This window comes from Rathayibacter sp. AY1C2 (assembly GCF_002931195.1).
Lineage (GTDB): Bacteria > Actinomycetota > Actinomycetes > Actinomycetales > Microbacteriaceae > Rathayibacter.
Genome location: NZ_PSWG01000014.1, coordinates 50,436 through 74,879 on the forward strand (window position 1 = coordinate 50,436; position 24,444 = coordinate 74,879).

Consider the following 24,444-nt stretch of genomic DNA (forward strand, 5'->3'; position numbering starts at 1 on the left):
CTACTGGTCGCGGGCCCCGGCCCTTCGTCGTTCACGCTTCACCTCTTCGAGCGGAGTCCCGCGCAGGGAGCTCCGGAAGTCCTCACCGCGTCCTGATCAGGCGATCCCCTGCTGCGCCGTCGTCGGGCAGGGGCGCCGCCTCTCCTCGCCCGGTCACAGAGGTCCCGTGGACGCCGGATCCACGAGCCGAACGGCCGAGTCGCGTGCCGGCGGATCGGTCCAGGCGGACGCCCGACGCTCCAGCCGGCCCGCCATGCTTGCGAGCCGACCGCGGCGCGCCGCTATCGGCGCGCAGAAGGGAGCGCCGCGGCCGATCCGCGCCGCTAGGACAGGCGGCCGACGGAAGCGAGCGCGGCGCGGATCAGCGCGCCCCGCCCGCCCTCCATCTCGGCGGAGATCGCGTCGGAGCAGGCCTCGTCGGGGGTCATCCAGGTGAGCTCGAGGGCGTCCTGGCGGGGGTCGCAGGTGCCGGTGACGGGGACGACGTAGGCGAGGGAGACCGCGTGCTGGCGGTCGTCGGTGAACGGTCCCATGCCGGGCATCGGGAAGTACTCGGCGACGTGGAAGGGGAGCGGGCTCGCCGGGAGGAGGGGGAAGGCCATGGGACCGAGATCCTTCTCGAGGTGGCGGAACAGCGCGTCGCGCAGCGTCTCGCCGTACATCACGCGACCCGAGACGATCGTGCGGGTGATCTGGCCGGAGGGGGTCGCGCGCAGGAGCACGCCGACCTCGGTGACCTGCCCGAGCCCGTCGACCCGGACGGGCACGGCCTCCACGTACAGCAGCGGGAGCCGCCGGCGGATCTCGGCGAGTTCGTCGTCGGACAGCCACCCGGAGTTCGGGTCAGGGGTGCGCACGCTCATGCAGCCATTCTCACCCTTCGCGGCTGGTGTTCCGACCGGCGGCGGCGATCCCGCACTCAGGGGGATGATGGTGCGATGGGAATCGACGCGAACGCGGTGCTGTGGTCCTCCTCCGAGCGCGACCGCGTCGGCAGGCCCCTCCTGGTGCTGCTGCACGGCTACGGCTCGCACGAGGGGGACCTGTTCTCGCTCGGCGCCTACCTGCCGCTGGAGCCGGTCCTCGCGTCCCTCCGGGCGCCTCTCGCCCTGGGCGGCGGGGCGAACGCGTGGTGGCCCCTCCGGGTGCCGCTGGTGCCTGACGAGCCGCGGGCCGATCCCGAGGCCGTCGAGGCGGCGGCGGCGGGTGTGATCGAGTGGCTCGACGCTTTGGAGCACCCGGGTCCGGTGGGGCTGCTGGGCTTCTCCCAGGGCGCCGCGCTGGCGGTGCAGCTGCTTCGGCGCGCGCCGGGCCGCTTCGCCTTCGCGGTCGCTCTGTCCGGGTTCGTGGTCCCGCTCGCCGAGGGCGACGACGCGGACGAGCGGCTCGCCCGCGAGCGTCCTCCGGTGTTCTGGGGCCGCGGGACGCTCGACACGGTGATCCCGGAGGAGCTCGTGCGGGACGCCGTGGCCTGGTTCCCGGAGCACACGGCGCTCGACGCCCGGGTCTACGAGGGCGTCGCCCACGGAGTCGGGCAGGCCGAGCTCGCTGACATCGGCACGTTCGTGCGTCTCGGCTTCGCCTGACGGGCGGGCTCCTCCGCGTCAAGGGCTCGCCCCCGGGCCGCGGCCCCGGCAATGTCGGAGGTGGCAGGGAGGATGGATGCATGCCGGACGTCCTCGAGCGCTTCTCCCCCGCCACGCGCGCGTGGTTCGAGGGCGCGTTCCCGGCGCCGACCGCCGCCCAGGAGGGCGCCTGGTCGGCCATCTCGAGTGGAGCGCACGCCCTCGTGGTCGCTCCCACCGGCTCCGGCAAGACGCTCTCGGCCTTCCTCTGGGCGATCGACCGGCTCGTGCAGGGCCCGCCGCCGGAGGATCCGCAGCACCGCACGCGCGTGCTCTACGTCTCGCCGCTGAAGGCTCTCGGCGTCGACGTCGAGCGCAACCTCCGCTCGCCGCTCGTCGGCGTCACCCAGACGGCGCTGCGGCTGAGCGCCGAGGGCATCGGCAGCGCGCCGGCCACGGTCACCGTCGGGGTGCGGTCGGGAGACACGCCCGCCGCCGAGCGGCGCGTGCTGCAGAAGACGCCGCCGGACATCCTGATCACGACCCCCGAGTCGCTCTACCTCATGCTCACCTCGGCGGCGCGCGAGTCGCTCCGCGGCGTCGAGACGGTCATCGTCGACGAGGTCCACGCGGTCGCGTCGACCAAGCGCGGGGCGCACCTCGCCGTCTCCCTCGAGCGGCTCGACGCCCTGCTCCCGAAGCCGGTGCAGCGCATCGGCCTCTCGGCGACGGTGCGTCCGCGCGAGGAGGTGGCCCGGTTCCTCGCCGGCCGCTCCCCGGTCGCGATCGTGGCTCCGGCGTCCGAGAAGCAGTGGGACCTCAGCGTCGTCGTCCCGGTCGAGGACATGTCCGAGCTGGGGACGGCGGCTCCGCAGGACGGATCGACGATGGGGGCCACCGGTCCGCAGAGCGGGTCGATCTGGCCGCACGTCGAGGAGTCGATCGTCGACCGGGTCCTCGCGCACACCTCCTCCATCGTCTTCGCGAACTCCCGCCGTCTCGCCGAGCGGCTGACCGCCCGGCTCAACGAGATCTACGCCGAGCGCCGCGAGCTCGCCGCGGGGCGGGCGCGCGAGGCGGGCGAGCCCGTCGCCGTCGGGGCCCTGCTCGCCGAGGCGGCCTCCTCCTCCGTCCGCCGCTCCCCGGCCGAGGCGATGGGAGCGGCCGGGGGCACGAGCGGCAGCGGGCAGTCCGCGCCCGACGAGGAGCCGCTGCTCGCCCGCGCCCACCACGGTTCGGTGAGCAAGGAGCAGCGCGCGATCATCGAGGACGACCTGAAGTCCGGCCGCCTGCGCTGCGTGGTCGCGACCTCGAGCCTCGAGCTGGGGATCGACATGGGCGCGGTCGACCTCGTCGTCCAGGTCGAGACGCCGCCCTCGGTCGCGAGCGCCCTGCAGCGCGTGGGTCGAGCCGGCCACCAGGTCGGCGAGGTCTCGCGCGGGTCCTTCTACCCCAAGCACCGGGCCGACCTTCTCCACTCCGCCGTGACGACGGAGCGGATGCGCTCGGGCCTGATCGAGGCGATCGCCGTCCCCGCGAACCCGCTCGACATCCTCGCGCAGCAGACCGTCGCCGCGACCGCCCTCGAGAGCCTCGACGTGGACGACTGGTTCGACACCGTCCGCCGCAGCGCCCCCTTCGTGTCCCTGCCCCGCTCCGCCTACGAGGCGACCCTCGACCTCCTCTCGGGCCGCTACCCCTCCGACCAGTTCGCGGAGCTGCGGCCGCGCCTCGTCTGGGACCGCGACGCGAACACGCTCACCGGCCGGCCCGGCGCCCAGCGCCTCGCCGTCACCAGCGGCGGCACCATCCCCGACCGCGGGCTCTTCGGCGTGTTCATGGTCGGCGAGCCGGGCTCGACCGGCAACCGCGTCGGAGAGCTCGACGAGGAGATGGTCTACGAGTCCCGCGTCGGCGACGTCTTCGCGCTCGGAGCCACCAGCTGGCGCATCCAGGAGATCACCTACGACCGCGTGATCGTGACGCCGGCGTTCGGCGAGCCCGGGCGCCTCCCGTTCTGGAAGGGCGACTCGCAGGGGCGCCCCGCCGAGCTCGGCGAGGCGATCGGGGCGTTCACCCGCGAGGTGGGCGCCGCCGCCCCCGAGACGGCGCGCGAGCGCTGCACGGCGGCCGGGCTCGACGAGTACGCGACCAACAACCTCCTCTCCTTCCTCGACGAGCAGCGCCTGGCCACCGGGCAGATCCCGGACGACCGCACCCTCGTGCTCGAGCGCTTCCGCGACGAGCTGGGCGACTGGCGGCTGGTGCTGCACTCCCCGTACGGGATGCAGGTGCACTCGCCGTGGGCGCTCGCCATCGGCGCCCGCGTCCGCGAGCGGCACGGCGTCGACGGAGCGGCGATGGCCGGGGACGACGGCATCGTCGTGCGGATCCCCGACACCGAGTCGGAGCCGCCGGGCTCCGAGCTGTTCCTGTTCGAGCGCGAGGAGCTGGAGCAGCTGGTCACGAGCGAGGTCGGCGGCTCCGCCCTCTTCGCCGCCCGGTTCCGCGAGTGCGCGGCGCGGGCGCTCCTGCTCCCGAGGTACAACCCGGGCAAGCGCTCCCCGCTCTGGCAGCAGCGGCAGCGGGCGGCGCAGCTGCTCGACGTCGCCCGCACCTACCCGACTTTCCCGATCATCCTCGAGACCGTCCGCGAGTGCCTCCAGGACGTCTACGACCTGCCCGCGCTGCTCCGGCTCGCCGCGCGGCTGGACGGGCGCGAGCTGCGGATCCTCGAGGTCGAGACGCCGACCGCCAGTCCGTTCGCGCGGTCCATGCTCTTCGGCTACGTCGCGGCCTTCATGTACGAGGGCGACAGCCCGCTCGCCGAGCGCCGTGCCGCGGCGCTCTCGGTCGACGCGACGCTCCTCGGCGAGCTGCTCGGCCGGGCGGAGCTGCGCGAGCTGCTCGACCCGGCCGTCCTCGCGCAGATCGAGCGCGAGCTGCAGCGCGTCGAGCCCGAGCGCCGCCTCCGCGGGCTCGAGGGCGCCGCCGACCTGCTCCGGCTGCTCGGCCCGCTGACGCTCGACGAGCTCGGGGAGCGCCTGGTCGACGAGTCGGTCGCCTCGGCGGACGTCGCGAAGGCGCCCGCGATCGAGCGCGCGGTGCTCGAGGCCGACGTGGCCGCGCTCGTGAAGGCCAAGCGCGTCCTGCCCGTGGGCCTCGGCGGTGAGCAGCGGTACGCCGCGATGGAGGACGCCTCCCGGCTCCGCGACGCTCTCGGCGTGCCCCTGCCGATCGGCGTCCCCGTCGCCTTCATCGACCCGGTCCGCGATCCGCTCGGCGACCTCGTCGCCCGCTACGCGCGCACCCACGGCCCCTTCACCGCCGCCGCCGTCGCCACCCGCCTGGGCCTCGGAGTCGCGGTCGTCACCGACACCCTGCGCCGCCTCGCGGGCGAGCGCCGCGTCTCGGAGGGCGAGTTCCGCCCCACAGGCACCGGGACCGAGTGGTGCGATGCCGAGGTGCTGCGCCGCCTGCGCAGCCGCTCTCTCGCCGCGCTCCGCAAGGAGGTGGAGCCGGTGGACGCGGCCGCGTACGCCCGCTTCCTCCCCGCCTGGCAGCACGTCGGCGGCTCGCTCCGCGGCATCGACGGCGTGGCCTCCGTGATCGACCAGCTGGCCGGCGCGCCCATCCCCGCGTCCGCCTGGGAGTCGCTGATCCTGCCCGCCCGGGTGCGCGACTACTCCCCCGCGATGCTCGACGAGCTCACCGCGACCGGCGAGGTCCTCTGGGCCGGCGCGGGCACCCTGCCCGGCAACGACGGCTGGGTGAGCCTCCATCTCGCCGACACGGCAGGGCTGACCCTCCCCGTCCCCGCCGCCGAGTCCGTGACCCTGACCGAGCTCCAGCAGGAGATCGTCGGCGTGCTCGGCTCGGGCGGCGGCTACTTCTTCCGCCAGCTCTCCGACGCGGTCGGCTCCACCGACGACGCGGGCCTCGTCGAGGCCCTGTGGGAGCTGGTCTGGGCCGGGCTCGTCACGAACGACACCCTGGCGCCGCTGCGCACCCTCGTCGGCTCGACCGGCGGCGCCCACCGCCAGCCGCGCGCCCCCGCCCGCGCCCGCGCGCCCCGGGGCCGGATGACCGCCCGCCCCACGATGGCCACCCGCGTGGGGCCGCCGACCGCCGGCGGCCGCTGGTCGATCGTGCCGCTCGCGGAGTCGGACGCGACGATCCGCGGGCACGCGCTCGGCGAGACGCTGCTCGAGCGGTACGGGATCGTCACCCGCGGCTCCGTGCAGGCCGAGGGCGTCCTGGGCGGCTTCGCCCTCGCCTACAAGGTGCTGAGCGGCTTCGAGCAGCAGGGCCGCGCCCGGAGGGGCTACTTCATCGAGAAGCTGGGAGCAGCGCAGTTCGGCACCGCCGGCAGCGTCGACCGGCTCCGCACGTTCGCCTCGCAGGACGAGGCGCAGGAGCGCTCACGACCGGTGCTCGCGCTGGCGGCGACCGACCCCGCCAATCCGTTCGGCGCCGCTCTGCCGTGGCCGCAGGGCGAGGGGCACCGCCCCGGTCGGAAGGCCGGCGCGCTGGTCGCCGTCGTCGACGGAGCGCTCGCGGTCTACCTCGAGCGCGGCGGCAAGACCGCCCTCACCTTCACCGCCGACGAGGCGGCCCTCGCCGACGCGGCCGGCGCCCTCTCGCAGCTCGTCCGCTCCCGCGGGGTCGAGAAGCTGACCGTCGAGAAGATCGACGGCGTCTTCGCGCTCGGCACGCCCTTCGGCGACGCCCTCGTCGCCGCCGGCTTCGTCGCGAATCCGCGCGGCCTGAGGATGCGCTCGTGAGCGCCGGAGGGAGCCCGCGTGCCCGAGGGTGACACCGTCTACCGATCCGCCCACAACCTCGCCGAGGCGCTGGACGGCGAGGTCCTGACCCGGTGCGACGTCCGCGTGCCGAAGTACGCGACGGTCGACCTCACCGGCGAGACGATCGACGAGGTCGTCCCCCGCGGCAAGCACCTGCTGATGCGGGTCGGCGACGCGCTGATCCACTCCCACCTCAAGATGGAGGGGAGCTGGCACCTCTACGCCCGCGGCGAGGGCGAGCGGCCGAAGTGGCACCGGCCGGCGTTCCAGGCCCGGATCGTCCTCGAGACCGAGGACTGGCAGGCGGTCGGCTTCGAGCTCGGGCTCCTCGAGATCGTCCCGCGCTCGGCCGAGGAGGACGTGGTCGGCTATCTCGGCCCCGATCTGCTCGGCGCCGACTGGGACGCGGACGAGGCGCTGCGACGCCTGTCCGCCGATCCGGAGCGGCCGATCGGGCTCGCGCTGCTCGACCAGCGGATCATGGCCGGACTCGGCAACGTCTACCGCGCCGAGCTGTGCTTCCTGCGCGGCGTGCTGCCCACGCGCCCGGTCGGCGGGAGCGGCGACCTCGTGCGCACCATCGCGCTCGCGAAGCGGCTCATCACCGTGAACCGCGAGCGGATCGAGCGCACGACGACCGGCAACCTGCGCCCGGGCCAGCAGCTCTGGGTCTACGGCCGCGACCGCAAGCCGTGCCGGCGCTGCGGCACTCCGATCGAGCGCGGCGAGCTCGGCGACGACGAGCTGCAGCTGCGGGTCACCTACTGGTGCCCGAACTGCCAGAGCTGAGGGGCTACTCCTCGACCGCGGAGCGGCGCCCGGGGACGTGCTTCTCGTGGACGCCGACGTCCGTCAGGCGCTCGATGCGGTCGACGTGGCGGCCGGGCTCGCCGCCGTCCGCGACGATCCAGCTGCCGACGAGGAGGAACCCGTCGCGGCCGCCGGCCGTCAGCGGGCCCGTGATCGTGAACGACCCGAGCGCCGGAGTCGAGAACGCCACGCGCACCGGATCCCCGTGCTCGAGTCCCTCGGCCGAGCGCTCCCCGCCGACCTCGTCAGCGTCCGGAGCCAGGGCGATGCTCTGGATCTCGGTCCCCGTGCCGAGGAAGACGTCCGCGACGACGAGCTCGCCGCCGACGGCCTGCCGGACGACCCCCTCGATCCCGTAAAGGCCGTAGCGCGGGGAGCGGACGAGGACGCGCACCGAGTCGCCGATCGCGACCTCGGCGAGAGCACCCCGGATCGAGGCGACGTCCCTCCGCGCGGGAGGGGCGGACAGGGCGTCGAGGATCGGGCTGGGCATCCGATCAGGGTAGCCGCTCCGGGAGCGCACCCGCCCGGCGGATCGGCGGCGGATCCCGGCCGGCTGAGGCGCCGGGTCGCATCGGCCGCCGACGCCGCGCGCGAGCGGCGGAGCACCGGCCGGAAGGCTCCGGCACCGCGAGACCCCGGCACTGCGGCGACACCGGCACCGCCGGGAGACGCCGGAACTGCGGCAGGCGCAGTCACCGCCGGGAACGACGAAGGCCCCGCCTGAGCGGGGCCTTCGGACGATGCGGAGTCGGTGGGATTTGAACCCACGGAACCCAATAAAGGGTTCTCCACCTTAGCAGGGTGGTGCACTCGACCGGACTATGCGACGACTCCCGAGCGCCCGCTGGCGGACGCACGACGACCATCATAACCGCACCCGCGAGGGCCTCGCGACACGGGCGCCCGCCCCTCCGCGGGAAGGCGAGAAGCCGCCTACTGGTCCGACAGGGGCCGGCCGATCGTGCAGGTCTCCTGCTGTGCGGTCTGCCCGGAGACGTCGCTCGGGAGGGTGACCGGCCCGTCGGGTGCGCTCGTCGCGGGGGCGTCGGTCGCGGGGGCGTCGGTGGCCGGCGACTCCGTGGCCGCCGGAGCGTTGGTCGCCCCGGGCTCCTCCCCCGTCGACTGCGAGCCGCCGCCGGTGGTGCCGCTCAGCGCGATCGGCTGGTCGGCGAGGAGCGCCGCGTTCAGCGCCGCCGCCGCGTCCTCGCTGGGGTACACGCCGTTGCCGTCGATGAAGGTCGGGTACTGCACGAAGACCACGTTCGCGAGGTCGACGTCCTTCACCGCGAGGCCGATCGACACGAGGGTGTTCACGTTCTCGAGCGAGGTGGAGAGCTGCATGTTCGAGACGGCCGCCTTCGCGAGGCCGTAGAGGTTCACCGGGTTCGAGAGCGTCGACGCGCTCTTCACCTTGCGCACCAGCGATGAGAGGTACACCTGCTGGCTCGAGATGCGGGTGAGGTCGCTGCCGTCGCCGACGCCGTGCCGGGTGCGGAGGAACGCCAGCGCCTCGGCGCCGACGAGCGTGTGCGTGCCCGCGTCGAGGTTCAACCCCGTGTACTCGTCCTGGATCGGGGTGGCGACGCAGACGTCGACTCCGCCGACCGCGTTCGACATCTCGATGACGCCCTCGAACTGGATGAGCGCCGCGTAGGGGATCTCGAGCCCGGTCAGCTGCTCGACCGTCTGCACGGTGCACGCCAGCCCGCCGGCCTCGAGCGAGGTGTTGATCTTCGCCGAGTCCACCGCGTCCGAGACGGCGCCGGTGGCCGGGTCGGTGCAGGAGGGGATCGGGACGTAGAGGTCGCGGGGGAAGCTGACGACCTCCACGGTCGAGTGGTCGGCCGAGATGTGCATGAGCATCGTGACGTCGTTGAGGTTCTCGGCACGCTCGCCGTAGGCCCCGGCGGCCGATCCGTCGGCGCTGTCGCTGCCGGCGAGCAGGATGTTGACGCCGCCCTCGATCGCCCCGATCCCGGGCACGTCGCCCCCGCCCGAGTCGATCCCGAGGTCGACGGAGGGACGCGCGCTCCCGGCGATCAGCGAGGCGGCGATCGCCACGATGCAGACCGCGCTGAGCACGCCGACGCCCACGCAGGCCGCGAGGACCCGCGCGGCGAAGCGCACGCCGCTCGGGCGGCGCAGGCGGCCGTGCCGTGCTGCTGTGGTCCGGGTGGACGCGCGTTCGCTCATCGGGTCGTACTCTCTCTCGGCTGCGGGACGCGTGTCGTCCCGGAGTCAGCGCGCGAGGTGGAGAGCACCCGTGGTGCCGCCCGACCTCGGCTCAGCCGAAGAAGCCGACCGAGCAGGTCTGCTGGTCGGCGCTCTGGCCGGTGACCGATTCTGGCAGGGCAACCTTGGATCCGTCCTCGGGAGTCGCTGCAGGAGTGCCGGGTGCAGGAGTGCCGGGTGCCGCCTCGGCCGTCGCCAGCGGATCCGCGGTCGCCGGGCCGGACGGAGCGGCGGTGTCGGCCGGAGCCGCGGCCTCGCCCTCCACGGTCGCGCCGGCCCCCGTGCCGCCGGTGATGGCGATGGGCTGATCGGTCTGCAGGGCGCTCGCCAGGACGTCGCCCGCGGCGCGGTCCGGCTCCACTCCGCTCGGAGTCGCCCCGGTCGGGTACTGCGCGAAGACGACGTCCGCGAGGTCGACGTCCTTCAGCGCGAGTCCCATCTGGACCATCGTGTTCACGTTGTCGAGACCGGTCGAGAGCGTCATGTTGCCGAGCGCCGCCTTCGCGAGCCCGTAGAGCGCGACCGGGTTGAGGAGGGTGTCCGCGCTCTTGATCCGGCGCACGAGCGCCGAGAGGAAGACCTGCTGGTTGCTGATGCGGGTCAGGTCGCTGCCGTCGCCGATGCCGTGGCGGCTGCGGAGGAACTGCAGCGCCGCCATGCCCTCGAGCGAGTGCACGCCCGGCTCGAGGTAGGTGTTCGTGTAGGGGTCCGCGATCTCGGTCGCGACGCAGACGTCGACTCCGCCGACCGCGTTCGACATCTCGATCACGCCGTTGAACTGCACGACCGCGCCGTAGTCGACCCGGACGCCCATGAGGTCCTCGACGACCCCTGCCACGCAGCCGAGGCTGACGTCGCTGCCCATCGCCTCGTTGATCTTGGTGTCGTACCGGGCGGGGATCGTCTCACCCGTGGCGGCGTTCACGCACTCCGGGATGTCGACGTACATGTCGCGGGGGAAGCTCACGACCGTCGCGTTGCTGTGGTCGGCCGAGACGTGCATCAGCATGTTGACGTCGTTGAGGACGCTCGTCTCCTCATCGGGGTCGCCGTAGGCGTCGCCCTGGCCCTTCCGCGAGTCGCTGCCGACGACGAGGACGTTGAAGCCGCCCTCCAGTGCGCCGATCTCCGGGGCGCCTCCGGCCTCGACGCTGGAGCCGGCCGCGCCCGGGTGCAGGTCGACCGAGGGCTGCACGGACTGGACGATCAGCGTCGCCGCGATCGCGACCACCGACACCGAGGCGACCACGCCGACACCGCCCACGAGGGCGGCTCCCTTCACCAGGGTCCGCGCGAGGGTGTGCCGCTTCTGGCGGCCGTGCCGCACGAAGGGGCGCGGCGTGCGCGGAGTGTCGCGAGTCTGTATCGAAGGGCCCGTGCGGCGCATCCGTCTCCCGGTGTCGAGGCGTCAGTGGTGCGGAGGTGAGGGCCGGGCGTCGATCCCGGGCGTCGCGCAATCCTATACAGAGGGCTGGCGCGTTCCGAAGGAGAGCGGGCAGGCCTCCGTCGTCGCGCGCCAGGACGGGCGTCGGAAGGCGCCGGCGGGAAGCGACGCGAAGAACGGGACGGCGTGGCGGACGGCGTGGCGGAGGGCGTGGGATTCGAACCCACGAGACGTTTCCGCCCACCAGTTTTCAAGACTGGCTCCATCGGCCGCTCGGACAGCCCTCCCGGCCGCTCCCGCAGGAGCGACACCCGATAGTAACCGCCGAGCGCGCGGGACCGTGGTCAGCGCAGCGCCGAGAGCGCGACCGCCACGCCGTCCTGGTGGACCGAGGGGATCACGGCGGAGGCCACGGCCCGCACCTCGTCGGGCGCCTGCCCCATCGCGAGCCCTGCGCCCTCGGCGGCGGCCCAGGTGAGCATCTCGATGTCGTTGCGGCCGTCGCCCAGCGCGACCACGTCGCTCCGCTCGATGCCCAGCTCCTCGCGGACGACCTCGAGCGCGGTGGACTTGTTGACGCCGTGCGGGGCGATGTCGAGCCAGGCGGTCCAGCCGATCGCGTAGCTGACCTGGTGCAGGCCCATCTCCTCGACCAGCGAGGTGAACTCCTCGATCCCGGTCTCGGGCGAGATCACGACGACGCGGGTGCACAGCCGACCGAGCAGCTCCTCGAAGGGGACGTGGGTCGTCTCGGCACCCATCACGGCACCGCCCGGGAACGCCTCGGTGTAGAAGAAGGCGCCGTCCGCGTCCTCGACGGCGTAGTGCGCGTCGGGGAGGGAGCGGCGGATGGTCTCCAGGACCTCCGTCGGGTCGAAGGTCTCGACCGTCTCGGGGACGTAGGCACCGGACTCGTCCCGACGGAGCGTGACCGCTCCGTTGCAGCAGATCACGTACTCGGGCGAGATCCCGAGGCGCTCGACGACCGGCAGGGTGGAGGAGGGCGAGCGCCCGGTGGCGAGCATCACCTCGTCGCCCTGGGCGGCCACGCGGGTGATCGCGTCCGTCACCGCGCGGGCGATGGTGCCGTCCTCGTGCATGACGGTGCCGTCGATGTCGAGGGCGACGAGGCGGCGGCCGGAGGCGCGGGCCGCGCTCATGCGACGGGCTCGAGCACCTCGAGGCCGCCGAGGTGGGGCCGCAGCGCCTCGGGGACGAGCACCGAGCCGTCCGCCCGCTGGTGGGTCTCGAGGAGGGCGACGATCCAGCGGGTGGTCGCGAGCGTGCCGTTGAGGGTGGCGACCGGAGCCGTCCTCCCCGACTCGGTGCGGTAGCGGGTGTCGAGGCGGCGGGCCTGGAACGTGGTGCAGTTCGAGGTCGAGGTCAGCTCGCGGTAGGTCTCCTGCGTGGGGACCCACGCCTCCACGTCGAACTTGCGCGCCGCGCTCTGGCCGAGGTCGCCGGCCGCCGTGTCGATGACGCGGTAGTGCAGGCCGAGGCTCTGCAGGACGTCCTCCTGGTACGAGAGCAGGCGCGCGTGCTCCGCCTCGGCGTCCTCGGGGAGGGTGTAGACGAACATCTCGAGCTTGCTGAACTGGTGCACGCGGATGATGCCGCGGGTGTCTCGCCCGCCCGAGCCCGCCTCGCGGCGGTAGCAGGTGCTCCAGCCCGCGTAGCGCTTCGCGCCGCCGGAGAGGTCGAGGATCTCGTCGGCGTGGTAGCCGGCGAGGGCGACCTCGCTGGTGCCGGTGAGGTAGAGGTCGTCGTCGCGGAGGCGGTACACCTCGTCGTCGTGCTCGCCGAGGAAGCCGGTGCCGTCCATGATCTCGGGGCGCACGAGGGTCGGCGTGATCAGCGGGGTGAAGCCGGCGGCGAGCGCCTTCTCGAGGCCCAGGTTCATCAGCGCGATCTCGAGGCGGGCGACCAGGCCCTTGAGGAAGTAGAAGCGCGCGCCGCTGACCTTCGCGCCGCGCTGCATGTCGATGCCGTCCAGCAGCTCGCCGAGCTCGAGGTGGTCGCGCGGGGCGAAGTCGAAGACGGGGCGCTCGCCGACCGTCCTGACGAGCTCGAACGACTCCTCGCCGCCCGCGGGGACGCCCTCGATGATCGGGTTGGCGATGCGCTTCACCAGCACGGTGAAGGCGTCGTCGGCCTCGGACGCCTCCTGCTGGGCCTGCTTGGCGGCGGCGGCGAGGCGCTGGGCCTCGGCGACGAGGGCCGCCTTCTCGTCCTTCGGAGCCTTGGCGACGGTCTTGCCGAAGGCGTTCTGCTCGGCCCGGAGCCGCTCCGCCTCGGTGATCGCCGCACGGCGCACGCGGTCGGCCTCGAGCGCCTCGTCGACCAGCTCGACGGAGTCGCCGCGCGCCTCCTGCGAGCGCTTCAGGACGTCCGGGTTCTCGCGCAGAAGTACGGGATCAATCACCCCAGCAGTGTAGAGGAGGGCCGGGACGGGCCGCCGCCCGCGCGTACCCCCGGGACCGGCTGAGCATCGGCCGCGAGGAGGCATCCGATCGCGCGGACGGCTGCGAATGTGAGTCGTCCCCCGAGAACGTCCCCCCGCGTTCGACACCCCTGCTCCCCTGAAGGCTCTTCCATGCACGCCACCCCCCTCATCGACGCGACCCCCGGCGTCGTCCTCGAGCGCGACGGCTCCGTCGCCCGGATCACCCTCAACCGCCCCGACGCCCTCAACGCGATCGACCTCGGCACCGCGCGACTGCTGCTGAGCACCGTCGCCGACCTCGACGCCGACGCCGGCTGCTCCGTCATCGTGATCGCCGCGGCCGGCCGCGCGTTCTGCACGGGCGGCGACATCTCGGCGATCATGGGGTCCGAGGACCCGGACCACTACCTGCGCGACGTCGCGACCACGACCGCCCAGGTGATCCGCCTGCTCGAGGACAGCCGCGCCGTCGTCGTCTGCGCGATCGACGGCATGGTCGCCGGCGCCGGCATCGCCTTCGCTTTGGCCGCCGACATCGTGATCGCGACTCCCGCCGCCCTCTTCCTCAGCGCGTACGGCGACGTCGGGCTCGTCCCGGACGTCGGAGTCACCGCCGCGCTCCCCCGCGTCGTCGGCCGCCGCCGCGCCCTGGACTTCGTGCTGTCGGGCCGCCCGGTCCGCGCGGCCGAAGCGCTGGAGTGGCAGCTCGTGACCGAGGTCGTGCCGCGCGCCGACCTCGCCGGTCGCGTCGACGAGCGCGTGCGCGCCCTGGCGGCGAAGCCGGCGCACGTCGCGTCCGCCGCCCGCCGCCTCCTGCGCACCGACCCGCTCGGCCGCGCCGAGCGCATCGTCGAGGAGACGGACACCCTGGTCGAGTTCCTGGCGGTCCCCGCCACGCGCACGCTCCTGGACGCCGAGCACGAGCGCCAGGCCCGCCGCGCCGCCCGGGCGACCGCCTCGCTCTGACCCGGCGCGAGCGTGCGCGACGACGCTCCGGCCCCGGGCCGGGCGGACGTCCGCCCGACGGCCCGCGGATCGGCCGGGCGTTCTCCTCCGATCTCGGCTACGGTGGTCCCCGCGAAGGGGAGTAGTTCCCACCGTCCGCCGAGCGGACGACGAGGCGCGTCGACATGCTGGTCCGGGACGATCCGGGCCCGGCGCTCCACCCCGGCTCCGGCCGGGGCGAACGAGACCTTCGGTCAGTCGACGCACGTCCTGACCGGTCCTCTCGCGCGGGTCGGCGGACCTGAGCCAGGAGATCGCATGGCGACCACCGCCCCCACCCCCAGTCCCGCCCAGGTGCGCCGCTGGCGCCGCTACCTCGCCGACGAGCTCGCCGAGGCCTCCGTGTACCGCGACCTCGCCGGCCGCCGCTCCGGCGAGGAGCGGGAGATCCTGCTCGCGCTCGCCGTGGCCGAGGGACGCCACGAGGAGCACTGGCGCGAGCTGCTCGGCTCCGCGGCGGAGCCCGCGCCCCGCCCGGACCTCCGCACGCGCTTCCTGGGCTTCCTCACCCGCCGCTTCGGCTCCGTGTTCGTCCTCGCCCTGATCCAGCGCGCCGAGGCCCGCTCCCCCTACGCCGACGACGACGACGCCACCGAGGCGATGGCCGCCGACGAGCGGATCCACGGCGAGGTCGTCCGCGGGCTCGCCGAGCGCGGTCGCAACCGCCTCTCCGGGACGTTCCGCGCGGCGGTCTTCGGAGCGAACGACGGCCTGGTCTCGAACCTCGCCCTCGTGCTCGGAGTGGGAGCGAGCGGAGTCGGGACGGGGGTCGTCCTGTTCACGGGCATCGCGGGCCTGCTCGCCGGCGCCCTCTCGATGGGCGCGGGCGAGTTCGTCTCGGTGCGCTCGCAGCGCGAGCTGCTCTCGGCCTCCAGCCCGGACCTCGACGCGAACCGCATCGTCCCCGATCTGGACGTCGACGCGAACGAGCTCGCCCTGGTCTACCGCGCTCGCGGGATGACCCAGGAGCAGGCCGACGCGCGTGCCGCCTCCGTCTTCACGGGCCTGCGCGGCGGCGCCGTCACCTCCCCCATCACGCTGGGCGGTCCCGCAGGAGACCCCGACGTCGACGAGCACGAGTCGATCGGCACGGGGATGGGCGCGGCGCTGTCGAGCTTCTGCTTCTTCGCCTCGGGCGCGATCATCCCGGTGCTGCCCTACCTGCTCGGCCTGACGGGGCTCGCCGCGGTGGTCGTCGCCTGCGTGCTCGTGGGCATCGCCCTGCTCGCCACCGGCGCGGTCGTCGGGCTGCTCTCAGGCGCCCCGCCGCTGGCCCGGGCGCTGCGCCAGCTCGGGATCGGCTACGGCGCGGCCCTGGTGACCTACCTCCTCGGCCTGCTCTTCGGCGCGTCCGGAGTCTGAGCCTCGGCCTCGAGGAGCTGCGCGGACTCGCGCGGCTCCTCGGCGCGGGGCCGCACGGCGACGCCGCGCCACCGCAGCGCGGCCACTCCGACCGCCAGCAGCAGCGACGCCGGCAGGCAGCCCAGCAGGGGGATGCAGGAGTAGTAGAGGAGCTGCCGCTGGATCCACGCGGGCGAGGGCACGTCGGAGTCGCCGTAGTAGGGCGGAGGCGGCGAGGAGTAGCCGGTGTAGAGGAGCGCGAGGCCGATCAGGGTCCCCGCGAGGCCGGCGACCAGGAGCACGAGGAGCCACGGGTTCCGCAGCAGGGGCGCCTCGCGCACGGGCTCGGCGGGAGCAGCGGGAGCGGGGTCGGCGGCCGGCTCCGGCAGGGGTGCGGGCGCGGTCTCGGCGCCGAGGCGGTGCGACCGCCGGCCCTCGGCGGCTCCGGCGATATCGGGCAGGGCCATGATGCGGCGCGGTCCGGGCACGGACGAGGAGCCGGGGCGGACCACGCGCGACTCCGGGAGCGCGGGACGAGCGGCGGCTCCGGACGTGGCGGCGGGAGCGCCGGGGGCGGCACCCGAGCCGGGCCTCGCGAACGCCCGCTCGTCGCCTCTCAGACGCTCCACCGGTCCCGAGAACCCGCGCTGGAAGGCCGGGTCGTAGCGCGGGTCGACCCGTTCGTCGTCGTCAGTCATCGTCGCGACCCGTCATCGTCGTCCCCGGTCATCGTCGACCTCCGGCTCGTGGGAGAGGATCCCGCGCAGCCAGTCGCGGGCCTCGAGGAACACCTCGTCGTCGTAGCGTCGCACGGAGGTGACCGGGCGGCGGTCAGCGCGCGGATACGAGCCGAGGAAGATCACCTTCGGGCTGAAGCGCCGCAGCCCCATCAGCGCGTCGGCGACCCGCTCGTCCTGGACGTGCCCGTCGAGGTCGATGACGAACCGGTACCGGCCGAGGGCATCGCCGATCGGCCGCGACTGGATCATGCTCAGGTTCACCCCGCGGGTCGCGAACTGCTCGAGCATGTCGAGCAGGGCGCCCGGCTGGTCGGCCGGGAGCTCGGCGATCACGCTGGTCTTGTCGGCGCCGGTCGGCTCGGGCAGCGCGTGCGAGCGCGAGACGTGCACGAAGCGCGTGACGGCGTTCGGGTTGTCGCCGATCCGCTCCGCCAGCACCACGACGTCGTGGTGGGCGACGATCCCGGGAGGGGCGATGGCCGCGTCCGCGGGCGATCCGCCCAGCAGGTCGACGGTGGCCTGGACGTTGCTGGAGGCCGGCAGGTGCTCGTGGCTGGGGATCTCGCGGTCGAGCCACACCCGGCACTGTCCGTAGGCGACGGGGTGCGCGGCGACGGTGCGCACCTCCTCGAGGCTCGTCCCCGGGCGGCCGACCAGGATGAACGACACCGGCACCAGGTACTCGCCGACGATGCGCAGCCCCGGGATCCGCGCCAGCGCGTCCTGCGCGGCCGTCACTCCGCCCTCGACCGAGTTCTCGATCGCGATCACCGCGCCGTCGCTGCGTCCGGTGACCAGATCGCTCAGCGCCTCCCCCACGTTCGCGACGCTGCGCCACAGCTGTCCGCGCGCCTCCGGGACCTGCGCGAGGGCCGCCTCCGTGAACGTGCCGCTGGGCCCGAGATAGCTGTAGGCACGGGTCTCGGGGGCGCTGTCGGGCATGGCGCAAGCCTAGCCAGCCGCGGTACCCCTGGAGGGGGCCGGACTGCCACTATGGACCGCATGACCGATCGCGCAGGGAAGCCGGCACAGGCCTCCGATCTCATCGACGTCGAGGCCCTCGTGAGGGCGTACTACGAGAAGAAGCCGGACGTCTCCGACCCGGCTCAGAAGGTGGTGTTCGGAACCTCGGGCCACCGCGGATCCTCGTTCGACACGGCCTTCAACGAGGACCACATCGCCGCCGTCACCCAGGCGATCGTCGAGTACCGGACCGAGCAGGGCATCACCGGCCCGCTGTTCATCGGCGCCGACACGCACGGGCTCTCCCGCCCGGCCCTCACCACCGCCCTCGAGGTCCTGGTGGGCAACCAGGTCCGCGTGCTCGTGGACGAGTTCGACGACTTCGTGCCGACCCCGGCGCTCAGCCACGCGATCCTCCGCTACAACAACGACCCCGCTCACACCGACCGGGCCGACGGCATCGTGGTGACCCCCTCGCACAACCCGCCCCGCGACGGCGGCTTCAAGTACAACCCGCCGCACGGCGGCCCCGCCGACTCCGACGCGACGACCTGGATCGCCGACCGGGCCAACGAGCTCATCGCCGACGGCAACCGCGGCGTGACCTCGGCCGAGCCCTCCGCGGTCGAGACCTACGACTACCGCACGCACTACGTCGCGGACCTGGCGAACATCATCGACCTCGACGCGATCCGGAAGGCCGGCGTGCGGATCGGGGCCGACCCCCTCGGCGGCGCCTCCGTGCACTACTGGCAGCTGATCGCCGAGATGCACGGCCTCGACCTGACCGTGGTGAACGGGGAGGTCGACCCGGCCTGGGGCTTCATGACCCTCGACTGGGACGGCAAGATCCGGATGGACCCGTCCTCCCCCAGCGCGATGGCCTCGGTGGTCGCGCGCGCCGGCGACTTCGACATCCTCACCGGCAACGACGCCGACGCGGACCGGCACGGCATCGTCACCCCCGACGGCGGGCTGATGAACCCCAACCACTACCTGGCCGTCGCAATCGACTACCTCTACCGCCACCGCACCGGCTGGCGCGAGGACGCGGCGATCGGCAAGACGCTGGTCTCCTCCTCGATCATCGACCGGGTCGCGGAGTCGCTGGGCCGGCGCCTCTGGGAGGTCCCGGTGGGCTTCAAGTGGTTCGTCCCCGGGCTGGTCGACGGCTCGGTCGGCTTCGGGGGCGAGGAGTCCGCGGGCGCCTCGTTCCTCCGCTTCGACGGCACCGTCTGGACCACCGACAAGGACGGCATCCTCCTCGCGCTGCTCGCCTCCGAGATCGTGGCGGTCACCGGGAAGAGCCCGTCGGCGCTCTACCGCGAGCTGACCGAGCGCTTCGGCGACCCGGTCTACGAGCGCGTAGACGCGGTGGCGACGAAGGCGCAGAAGGCGGCCCTCGGCAAGCTGGACGGCGACGCGATCGCGGCGACGACCCTCGCCGGGTCCGAGATCACCGCGAAGCTCTCGAAGGCGCCCGGCAACGGCGCGGCCGTCGGAGGCGTCAAGGTCGTCACCGAGGACGCCTGGTTCGCCGCGCGCCCCTCCGGCACCGAGGACGTCTACAAGATCTACGCCGAGAGCTTCCGCGGCCTCGACCACCTGCACGAGGTCCAGGCCGAGGCGCGCACGATCGTGGACGCGGCGCTGAACTCCTAGGCGCTGCGCTCAGTCGCCCGAGAAGGCTCGTTCCCGCCCAGGAGAACGAGCCTTCTCGGGCGACTCAGCGGCGGTGAGGAAAGGGCCGGCTACCAGCGCGGGTGGACGGCGGGGCGGAAGTGGGTGTCGTAGAGGGCGTTCACGGCCTCCATGAAGGCGGGGCCGAGGGGCGCGGCGGAGGCGGCGGCCGCGTTGGCGCGGGCCTGCTCGGGCGAGCGGGCGCCGGGGATCACCGAGGTGACGCCCTCCTGCTGGATGATCCAGGCGAGCGCGGCCGCCGCGGGGGCGAGGCCGTGGTCGTCGGCGAGGCGGGAGAACTCCTGCGCGGCCTCCACGCCGGTCGCGAAGTCGACGCCCGAGAAGGTCTCGCCGACGTCGAAGGCGGAGCCGTCGCGGTTGTAGCTGCGGTGGTCCTCCGGCGCGAACACGGTCTCGGTCGTGTAGCGGCCGCTGAGCAGGCCCGAGGCGAGCGGGACGCGCGCGAGGATGCCGACGCCGGCCTCGCGGGCGGCGGGCAGCACCTCGTCGAGCGGCTTGAGGCGGAACGCGTTCAGGATGATCTGGACGCTCGCGACGTTCGGGCGGGCGATGGCGGTCAGCGCCTCCTCCGTGCGCTCGACCGAGACGCCGTAGGCGGCGATCGCGCCCTCGGCGACGAGGGTGTCGAGGGCGTCGTAGACGGCGTCGTCGGAGTAGACGGAGGTGGGCGGGCAGTGCAGCTGCACCAGATCGAGGGTGTCGACGCCGAGGTTGGCGCGCGAGCGGTCGGTCCAGGCGCGGAAGTTGTCGAGCACGTAGTTGGCGGGGATCTGCTCCGCGCGACGGCCCATCTTGGTGGCGACGAAGACCTGCGCGTCGGGGTGCGCCGCGCGGTAGGCGCCGATCGTCCGCTCGCTGCGGCCGTCGCCGTAGACGTCGGCGGTGTCGAAGAGGGTCACTCCCGACTCCACCGCTGCGTCGAGCACGGCGAGGGCGTCGGTCTCGGCGACGTCCCCCCAGTCGGCACCGAGCTGCCAGGTTCCGAGGCCGACGACGGAGACGGGGGCGCCGGTGCGTCCGAGGATTCGAGTTTCCATGCCTCCACCGTAGGTGCGGCCGAGCCCGCGGCGGACCCCCTTGCGCGTGCTCTAACGTCGAGGGCATGCCCCTCCTCGTGCTCGGAAGCGCCAACCTCGACCACGTCCACCGGGTCGCCCGCATCCCCGCTCCCGGAGAGACGGTGCTCGCCCTCGACGCGAGCACCTTCCCGGGCGGCAAGGGCCTCAACCAGGCCGTCGCGGCCGCACGGACCGAGCCCGGCACCGTCTTCGTCACGAGCCTCGGACGCGACTCGGCGGGAGACCGGCTCGCCGCGGTCCTCGGCGAGGAGCCGCTGGAGCTGCGCGCCCGCCGCGGCGACGTCCGCACCGGCACCGCGCAGATCACCGTGGACGAGCGCGGGGAGAACGCGATCGTCGTCGACTCCGGAGCGAACGCCGCCCTGGTCGGATTGACCGCCGAGGAGTCGGCCCTGGTGGCGGCGGCCGACGCCCTGCTCCTCCAGCTCGAGATCCCGACAGCGACGGTGACGGAGGCGGCCCGCGCCGCGCGCGCCGGCGGCACGGTGTCGATCCTGAACGCCGCCCCGATCGGACCGCTGCCGGAGGAGCTCCTGGCGGTGCTCGACGTGCTGATCGTCAACGAGCACGAGGCCCGCGATCTCGCCGCCGATCGCGGCATCACCGCCGCCGACGACGACGCGCTCGCCGCTGCCCTCACCGCGCTGGTGCCGCTCGTGCTGGTCACCCTCGGCTCCGACGGCGTCGTCGTGGCGGTCCGCGACCGCGAGCCGGTGCGCACCCCGGCCTTCCGGGTGGAGGCCGTGGACACCACCGGCGCCGGGGACACCTTCTGCGGCGCCTTCTCGGCCCGGCTCGCCGCCACGGGAGCACGGCTCGACGATCCGGAGCAGCTGGTCGCCCTCACCCGCTGGGCGAGCGCGGCCGCGGCGATCTCGGTCACCCGCGCCGGAGCGGCGGTGTCCGCGCCGACGGCGGCCGAGACGGACGCGTTCCTCGCCGAGCGCGCCTGAGGGGGAAGCTCCTCAAGGAGGACGGAGCGGACACCGACCCCGGGCGGCCCGGAGCACCGTCGCTCCGGTCGGTACGGTGCACTCCGGAGAAGCACGAGAGCGCTCGGCCCGGCTCCGCTCCTCACGGCGGGGCGTCCCGCCCGGCGGACAGCCGCGCCCGCTCCCCGATCCGGCTAGTCGATCGCGGCGACCCGGACGGTCACCCGCGGCCGCAGCTCCGGATGCACCCGGACGCACCACTCGCGCACCGCGGCTCCGATCGCGCGCGCCACGTCCGGCGCGGACGCCTCCGCGGTCACGCAGAGGTCGACGGCCACGGACACCTCGTCCCCCGCGACGCGGACCAGAACCGGATCGGCGAACGTGCCGCCGCTCGCGGTGCCCAGCGGCTCGACCACGATCCCGGTCGCGCTCAGCGCCGTCGCCGCGTGCGCGAGCACGTCGCGCACCTCGGGCCTGGCCGGCATCAGGGTCGCGACGCCGTCCAGGGCGCGCAGCTCCGCAGCGAGCGCGGACACCGGATCGACCGGGGCCGCCGACTCGAGGCCGCTCACGACTCCTCCGTCCCGGGGACGTAGACGTCCTCCACGCGGACGTCGATCCTCGACACCCGCAGCTCGGTCTGGGTCAGCAGCCGCGAGTGCACGCGCTCGCGCACCTGCTGGGCCGCCTCGGCGATCGGCACCCCCCAGAAGACCGAGATCGTCAGCTCCACCACGACCTCCGCGCCCGGCTCGGCGATGTCGCCGACCAGGCGGCAGCGGCCGACCAGCACGCCGGCGACGCTGTCCCCAGCCTCGCGCACGAGTCCGCGGACCGCTCCCTCGGTGATCGTGAGCGCCACGTCGGGCTGGACGCTCGCCAGCGGGATGTCGCGTCCGGCCCGCGACTCGCGGCGGACCTGGGTGAGGATCGAGCCGAACCAGCTCTCCTCCGGCGCGGGCAGGCGTGCGGCGTCGTCGTCGATGAGCGCGCCGGAGAGGGCGCGCACGCGCTCGAGGGCGCGCAGAGTGCGCCGGTGCTCCGGCGACTCCTCGATGGCGGGGTCGTACGGAGTGCGCCCGCGGTCGAGGTAGTCGCTCAGCTCGTCGATGCCGATGCCGTCGCCCTCCTGCTCCGTCGCGTCCGCCTCCTGCTCGAGCGCGGGCGGCAGCACGACGTCGTGCTCCCCCGCGCGCTCCGGCCCGTCGCCGGGACCCTGGTCCGCGTTCATCGCGTCTGCTCCCTCATCGCCAGTCCTCCATCGCCACGACCAGCGACTCGCGCGCGCGGGCCAGCTTGCCCCGCACGGCGGTCACCGTGAGACCGAGGTGATCGGCGATCTCGTTGTACGACTCCCCGCCGACCTCGCGCAGCACCCAGCACTGCCGCTGCGACTCCGGCAGCTCGGACAGGGCGTGCGCGAGAGCCCGCATGGCGTCGCTCTGCTCGGCGGCCTCGAACGGGCCGGGCTCTCGGGCCGGGGGATGCTCCACGGCGTCGACGTCGTCGGTCGGGCGGCGCTGGCGCAGCAGGTCGACGCTGGAGCGGCTGACGATCCGCATCATCCAGCTGCGCACGCTCGCCGGCTCCTTGAGCTGCGGGAGCTGCGCCCAGACCGTGATCAGCGCGTTCTGCACGGCGTCGGAGGCGTCGGCCTGCGAGCCGGTGAGGCGCCAGGCGTAGGCGCGGAGGATCGACTGGTGCCGCTTGACGAGCACCTCGAAGGCGCGCACGTCGCCCTCGGCGGAGCGCTCGGCGAGCAGCGCGTCGCTCGCCGCTTCCAGTCCGGGCACGGCGCCTCCTCCCTCTCCGCTCACGCGGCCTCGGGCCGCCTCTCAGGTGACGCTCAGGAAAAAGTCCGCCGAGCACCGTGACGAACGCCGTCCGGGCTCCGTCTCACTCATGAAAGCACAGCCCGACCGGATTTCCGCCGGGCCTTCGACCCCGGTCTGCTCAGCAACGGCAGCCGATGAGACGTCCAGGAGACCTCATGAGCGACACCACGCGCACCCCCTCCACCACCCGCGTCGACAAGACCTCCGTCGACACGGTCACGACCCTCGGCGGCTCGCGGACCTCCGGCACCGCTCAGGGCACCACGGTCATCGACGACAGCGTCGTGGCCAAGGTCGCTGGCATCGCGGCCCGTCAGGTGCCCGGCGTCTTCGCCCTCGGCAACAACGCCGCCCGTGCCTTCGGCGCGATCCGCCAGGCCGTCGGCGGCGCCGACCACGCCCAGGGCGTGAGCGTCGAGGTCGGCGAGACCCAGGTCGCGGCTGACGTGACCATCGTCGTCGAGTACCCCGTGCCGATGCAGAAGGTCGCCGACTCCGTCCGCGCCGCCGTCTCCGAGGCCATCACCGAGCTCGTCGGCATGGCCGTCTCCGAGATCAACGTCGCCGTCGTCGACGTGCACATCCCCGGCGACGACAAGGACGACGAGGCCACCGAGAGCCGCGTCCGATGAGCGACTTCCAGCGCCCCGCGCCCACCGCCCCCGGCGGCCGCAGCACCGTCCTCGGTGTCGTGGTCGGCGCGATCCTCGCCTTCGCGGCCCTGATGTTCGGATTCTGGGGCCTCGTCCTCACCGCCCTCTTCATGGCCCTCGGCGTCGTGATCGCCCGCATCGCCGACGGCACACTCGACGTGCGCAGCCTCGTGGACGTGTTCCGCGGCCGCACCACCTCCCGCTAGGAGCCCACCGTGACCGCTCTCGACACGCGTCCCGCATCGCCGGTGGCGGGCACCGTCACCATCACCGTCCGCTCCATCGAACGCGCCGCCGTGGCGATCGTCCACGAGGAGCTGGGCGTGGAGGTCTCCGCGATCCGCGTCCGCCTCTCCGATGACCGGGGCGGCCTCGCCCTCGCGGTGACCGCGCCGGTCGTCGTCGAGCCGGGCACCGCCCTGGCCGGCGGCTCCCTGCTCGAGCGCCTGCGCGGCGACCGCACCCGCATCGCCTCACGCATGGAGGCGCTGACCGGGCGCACCGTCAGCCGGATCGACATCCGGGTCACGGGCACCCGCACCCGAAGCACGAGGAGAGTCGCATGAGCCCCGCACCGTCGGCGCCCGACACCCGCTACAGCCGCTACCTCCGTCGCGAGACCCACAAGTCCCGCTCCGCCGCGCAGATCGTCGTCCTGGTGCTCATCGCCCTGGTCGCGGCCTACGTCGGCACGGAGGCGGTGCTCGCGATCCTCGGCGCCGCGCCCCTGCTCGCCGCACCGTCCGCCCTGCTGGGCGCGATCGTCGGAGTCGCATCGCTGGCGAACCCCGCCCTCATCGGCGTGGCCGTCGGCGCGGGCGTCCTCGCTCTGGTCCTTCTGGTGCTCGCACTGGCGCCCGGGGCCCGGGCCCGCCACACCGTGGACGACGACCGCCTCGCCGTGGTCGTGGACGACGGCGTGATCGCCTCCTCCCTGGCCCGCGCAGCCC

Annotated in this window: 22 protein-coding genes, 2 tRNA genes and 1 pseudogene; 11 read left to right on the forward strand and 14 right to left on the reverse strand. The window is 73.8% G+C overall.

Annotation, left to right across the window (positions count from 1 at the left end):
* Positions 1-323: 323 nt before the first annotated feature.
* Positions 324-863 carry an NUDIX hydrolase family protein gene (locus tag C5C55_RS11115; protein ID WP_104225113.1) on the reverse strand — a complete coding sequence of 180 codons (540 nt, stop codon included), beginning with the start codon at positions 861-863 and terminating at the stop codon, positions 324-326.
* Between the two features lie 75 nt (positions 864-938).
* Between C5C55_RS11115 and C5C55_RS11120 the strand changes: the two genes are divergently transcribed.
* From C5C55_RS11120 to C5C55_RS11130, 3 genes are all read left to right on the forward strand, one after another.
* Positions 939-1,586, forward strand: a complete 648-nt coding sequence (locus C5C55_RS11120) for an alpha/beta hydrolase (RefSeq protein ID WP_104233934.1) — start codon at positions 939-941, stop codon at positions 1,584-1,586.
* Positions 1,587-1,666: 80 nt separating this feature from the next.
* A complete protein-coding gene (locus tag C5C55_RS11125) occupies positions 1,667-6,349 on the forward strand; it encodes an ATP-dependent helicase (protein WP_104233935.1) in 4,683 nt (1,560 codons plus the stop codon).
* Between the two features lie 18 nt (positions 6,350-6,367).
* Positions 6,368-7,159 (forward strand): DNA-formamidopyrimidine glycosylase family protein, encoded by a 792-nt coding sequence (locus tag C5C55_RS11130; RefSeq protein ID WP_104233936.1) that lies wholly within the window; start codon positions 6,368-6,370, stop codon positions 7,157-7,159.
* A 4-nt stretch (positions 7,160-7,163) separates the two neighbouring features.
* On the opposite strand, the gene C5C55_RS11135 is transcribed toward C5C55_RS11130, so the two are convergent.
* From C5C55_RS11135 to serS, 7 genes are all read right to left on the reverse strand, one after another.
* A complete protein-coding gene (locus C5C55_RS11135) occupies positions 7,164-7,673 on the reverse strand; it encodes a hypothetical protein (RefSeq protein WP_104233937.1) in 510 nt (169 codons plus the stop codon).
* Positions 7,674-7,926: 253 nt separating this feature from the next.
* A tRNA-Ser gene (locus C5C55_RS11140) sits at positions 7,927-8,017 on the reverse strand.
* 99 nt (positions 8,018-8,116) lie between these two features.
* The gene (locus C5C55_RS11145) at positions 8,117-9,376 is read right to left on the reverse strand and encodes an LCP family protein (protein WP_104233938.1); all 1,260 of its coding nucleotides are present in this window, start codon (positions 9,374-9,376) and stop codon (positions 8,117-8,119) included.
* Between the two features lie 91 nt (positions 9,377-9,467).
* Entirely contained in the window at positions 9,468-10,697 is a 1,230-nt protein-coding gene (locus C5C55_RS11150) for an LCP family protein (protein WP_258059994.1), read from the reverse strand.
* A 301-nt stretch (positions 10,698-10,998) separates the two neighbouring features.
* A tRNA-Ser gene (locus tag C5C55_RS11155) sits at positions 10,999-11,086 on the reverse strand.
* A gap of 57 nt (positions 11,087-11,143) precedes the next feature.
* A complete protein-coding gene (locus C5C55_RS11160) occupies positions 11,144-11,959 on the reverse strand; it encodes an HAD family hydrolase (protein ID WP_104233940.1) in 816 nt (271 codons plus the stop codon).
* Entirely contained in the window at positions 11,956-13,221 is a 1,266-nt protein-coding gene (serS, locus tag C5C55_RS11165) for a serine--tRNA ligase (protein WP_104233941.1), read from the reverse strand. The genes C5C55_RS11160 and serS overlap by 4 nt, the downstream gene beginning before the upstream one ends.
* Positions 13,222-13,392: 171 nt before the next feature.
* On the opposite strand from serS, the gene C5C55_RS11170 reads away from it, so the two are divergent.
* Together C5C55_RS11170 and C5C55_RS11175 are read left to right on the forward strand one after the other, a co-directional pair.
* A complete protein-coding gene (locus tag C5C55_RS11170) occupies positions 13,393-14,208 on the forward strand; it encodes an enoyl-CoA hydratase/isomerase family protein (RefSeq protein ID WP_104233942.1) in 816 nt (271 codons plus the stop codon).
* A 297-nt stretch (positions 14,209-14,505) separates the two neighbouring features.
* Entirely contained in the window at positions 14,506-15,609 is a 1,104-nt protein-coding gene (locus C5C55_RS11175; RefSeq protein WP_104224963.1) for a VIT1/CCC1 family protein, read from the forward strand.
* Here C5C55_RS11175 and C5C55_RS11180 read toward each other — a convergent pair.
* Together C5C55_RS11180 and pheA are read right to left on the reverse strand one after the other, a co-directional pair.
* Positions 15,570-16,286: a hypothetical protein gene (locus tag C5C55_RS11180; protein ID WP_104233943.1), complete on the reverse strand. Its 717-nt coding sequence runs from the start codon at positions 16,284-16,286 to the stop codon at positions 15,570-15,572. The two genes, C5C55_RS11175 and C5C55_RS11180, sit on opposite strands and share 40 nt — an antisense overlap.
* 12 nt (positions 16,287-16,298) lie before the next feature.
* Positions 16,299-17,270 (reverse strand): prephenate dehydratase, encoded by a 972-nt coding sequence (pheA, locus tag C5C55_RS11185; RefSeq protein WP_104226780.1) that lies wholly within the window; start codon positions 17,268-17,270, stop codon positions 16,299-16,301.
* 60 nt (positions 17,271-17,330) lie between these two features.
* On the opposite strand from pheA, the gene pgm reads away from it, so the two are divergent.
* A complete protein-coding gene (pgm, locus tag C5C55_RS11190; protein ID WP_104226793.1) occupies positions 17,331-18,953 on the forward strand; it encodes a phosphoglucomutase (alpha-D-glucose-1,6-bisphosphate-dependent) in 1,623 nt (540 codons plus the stop codon).
* A gap of 89 nt (positions 18,954-19,042) precedes the next feature.
* On the opposite strand, the gene C5C55_RS11195 is transcribed toward pgm, so the two are convergent.
* Positions 19,043-20,029 (reverse strand): aldo/keto reductase, encoded by a 987-nt coding sequence (locus tag C5C55_RS11195; RefSeq protein WP_104233944.1) that lies wholly within the window; start codon positions 20,027-20,029, stop codon positions 19,043-19,045.
* A 65-nt stretch (positions 20,030-20,094) separates the two neighbouring features.
* Between C5C55_RS11195 and C5C55_RS11200 the strand changes: the two genes are divergently transcribed.
* Positions 20,095-21,024, forward strand: a complete 930-nt coding sequence (locus C5C55_RS11200; protein ID WP_104233945.1) for a ribokinase — start codon at positions 20,095-20,097, stop codon at positions 21,022-21,024.
* Positions 21,025-21,197: 173 nt separating this feature from the next.
* On the opposite strand, the gene C5C55_RS11205 is transcribed toward C5C55_RS11200, so the two are convergent.
* Genes C5C55_RS11205 through C5C55_RS11215 form a run of 3 tightly spaced genes read right to left on the reverse strand, consistent with a single transcriptional unit; the run spans position 21,198 to position 22,799 of the window.
* Entirely contained in the window at positions 21,198-21,578 is a 381-nt protein-coding gene (locus C5C55_RS11205; protein ID WP_104233946.1) for a hypothetical protein, read from the reverse strand.
* Positions 21,575-22,237, reverse strand: a complete 663-nt coding sequence (locus tag C5C55_RS11210) for an Asp23/Gls24 family envelope stress response protein (protein ID WP_104233947.1) — start codon at positions 22,235-22,237, stop codon at positions 21,575-21,577. Before C5C55_RS11210 ends, C5C55_RS11205 begins: the two co-directional genes overlap by 4 nt.
* Positions 22,238-22,250: 13 nt before the next feature.
* Positions 22,251-22,799: an RNA polymerase sigma factor gene (locus C5C55_RS11215; protein ID WP_104224956.1), complete on the reverse strand. Its 549-nt coding sequence runs from the start codon at positions 22,797-22,799 to the stop codon at positions 22,251-22,253.
* 197 nt (positions 22,800-22,996) lie between these two features.
* Here C5C55_RS11215 and C5C55_RS11220 point away from each other — a divergent pair, with 197 nt between their 5' ends.
* The 4 genes and pseudogenes from C5C55_RS11220 to C5C55_RS11235 all read left to right on the forward strand — a co-directional run.
* Positions 22,997-23,473, forward strand: coding sequence for an Asp23/Gls24 family envelope stress response protein (locus tag C5C55_RS11220; RefSeq protein WP_104224955.1), 477 nt, complete (start codon positions 22,997-22,999; stop codon positions 23,471-23,473).
* Positions 23,470-23,700 carry a DUF2273 domain-containing protein gene (locus C5C55_RS11225; RefSeq protein ID WP_104233948.1) on the forward strand — a complete coding sequence of 77 codons (231 nt, stop codon included), beginning with the start codon at positions 23,470-23,472 and terminating at the stop codon, positions 23,698-23,700. The genes C5C55_RS11220 and C5C55_RS11225 overlap by 4 nt, the downstream gene beginning before the upstream one ends.
* Before the next feature lie 9 nt (positions 23,701-23,709).
* Positions 23,710-24,060, forward strand: a complete 351-nt coding sequence (locus tag C5C55_RS11230; RefSeq protein ID WP_104233949.1) for a hypothetical protein — start codon at positions 23,710-23,712, stop codon at positions 24,058-24,060.
* A pseudogene (locus tag C5C55_RS11235) lies at positions 24,057-24,444 on the forward strand (hypothetical protein); the annotation flags it as partial. The gene C5C55_RS11230 and the pseudogene C5C55_RS11235, both read left to right, overlap by 4 nt.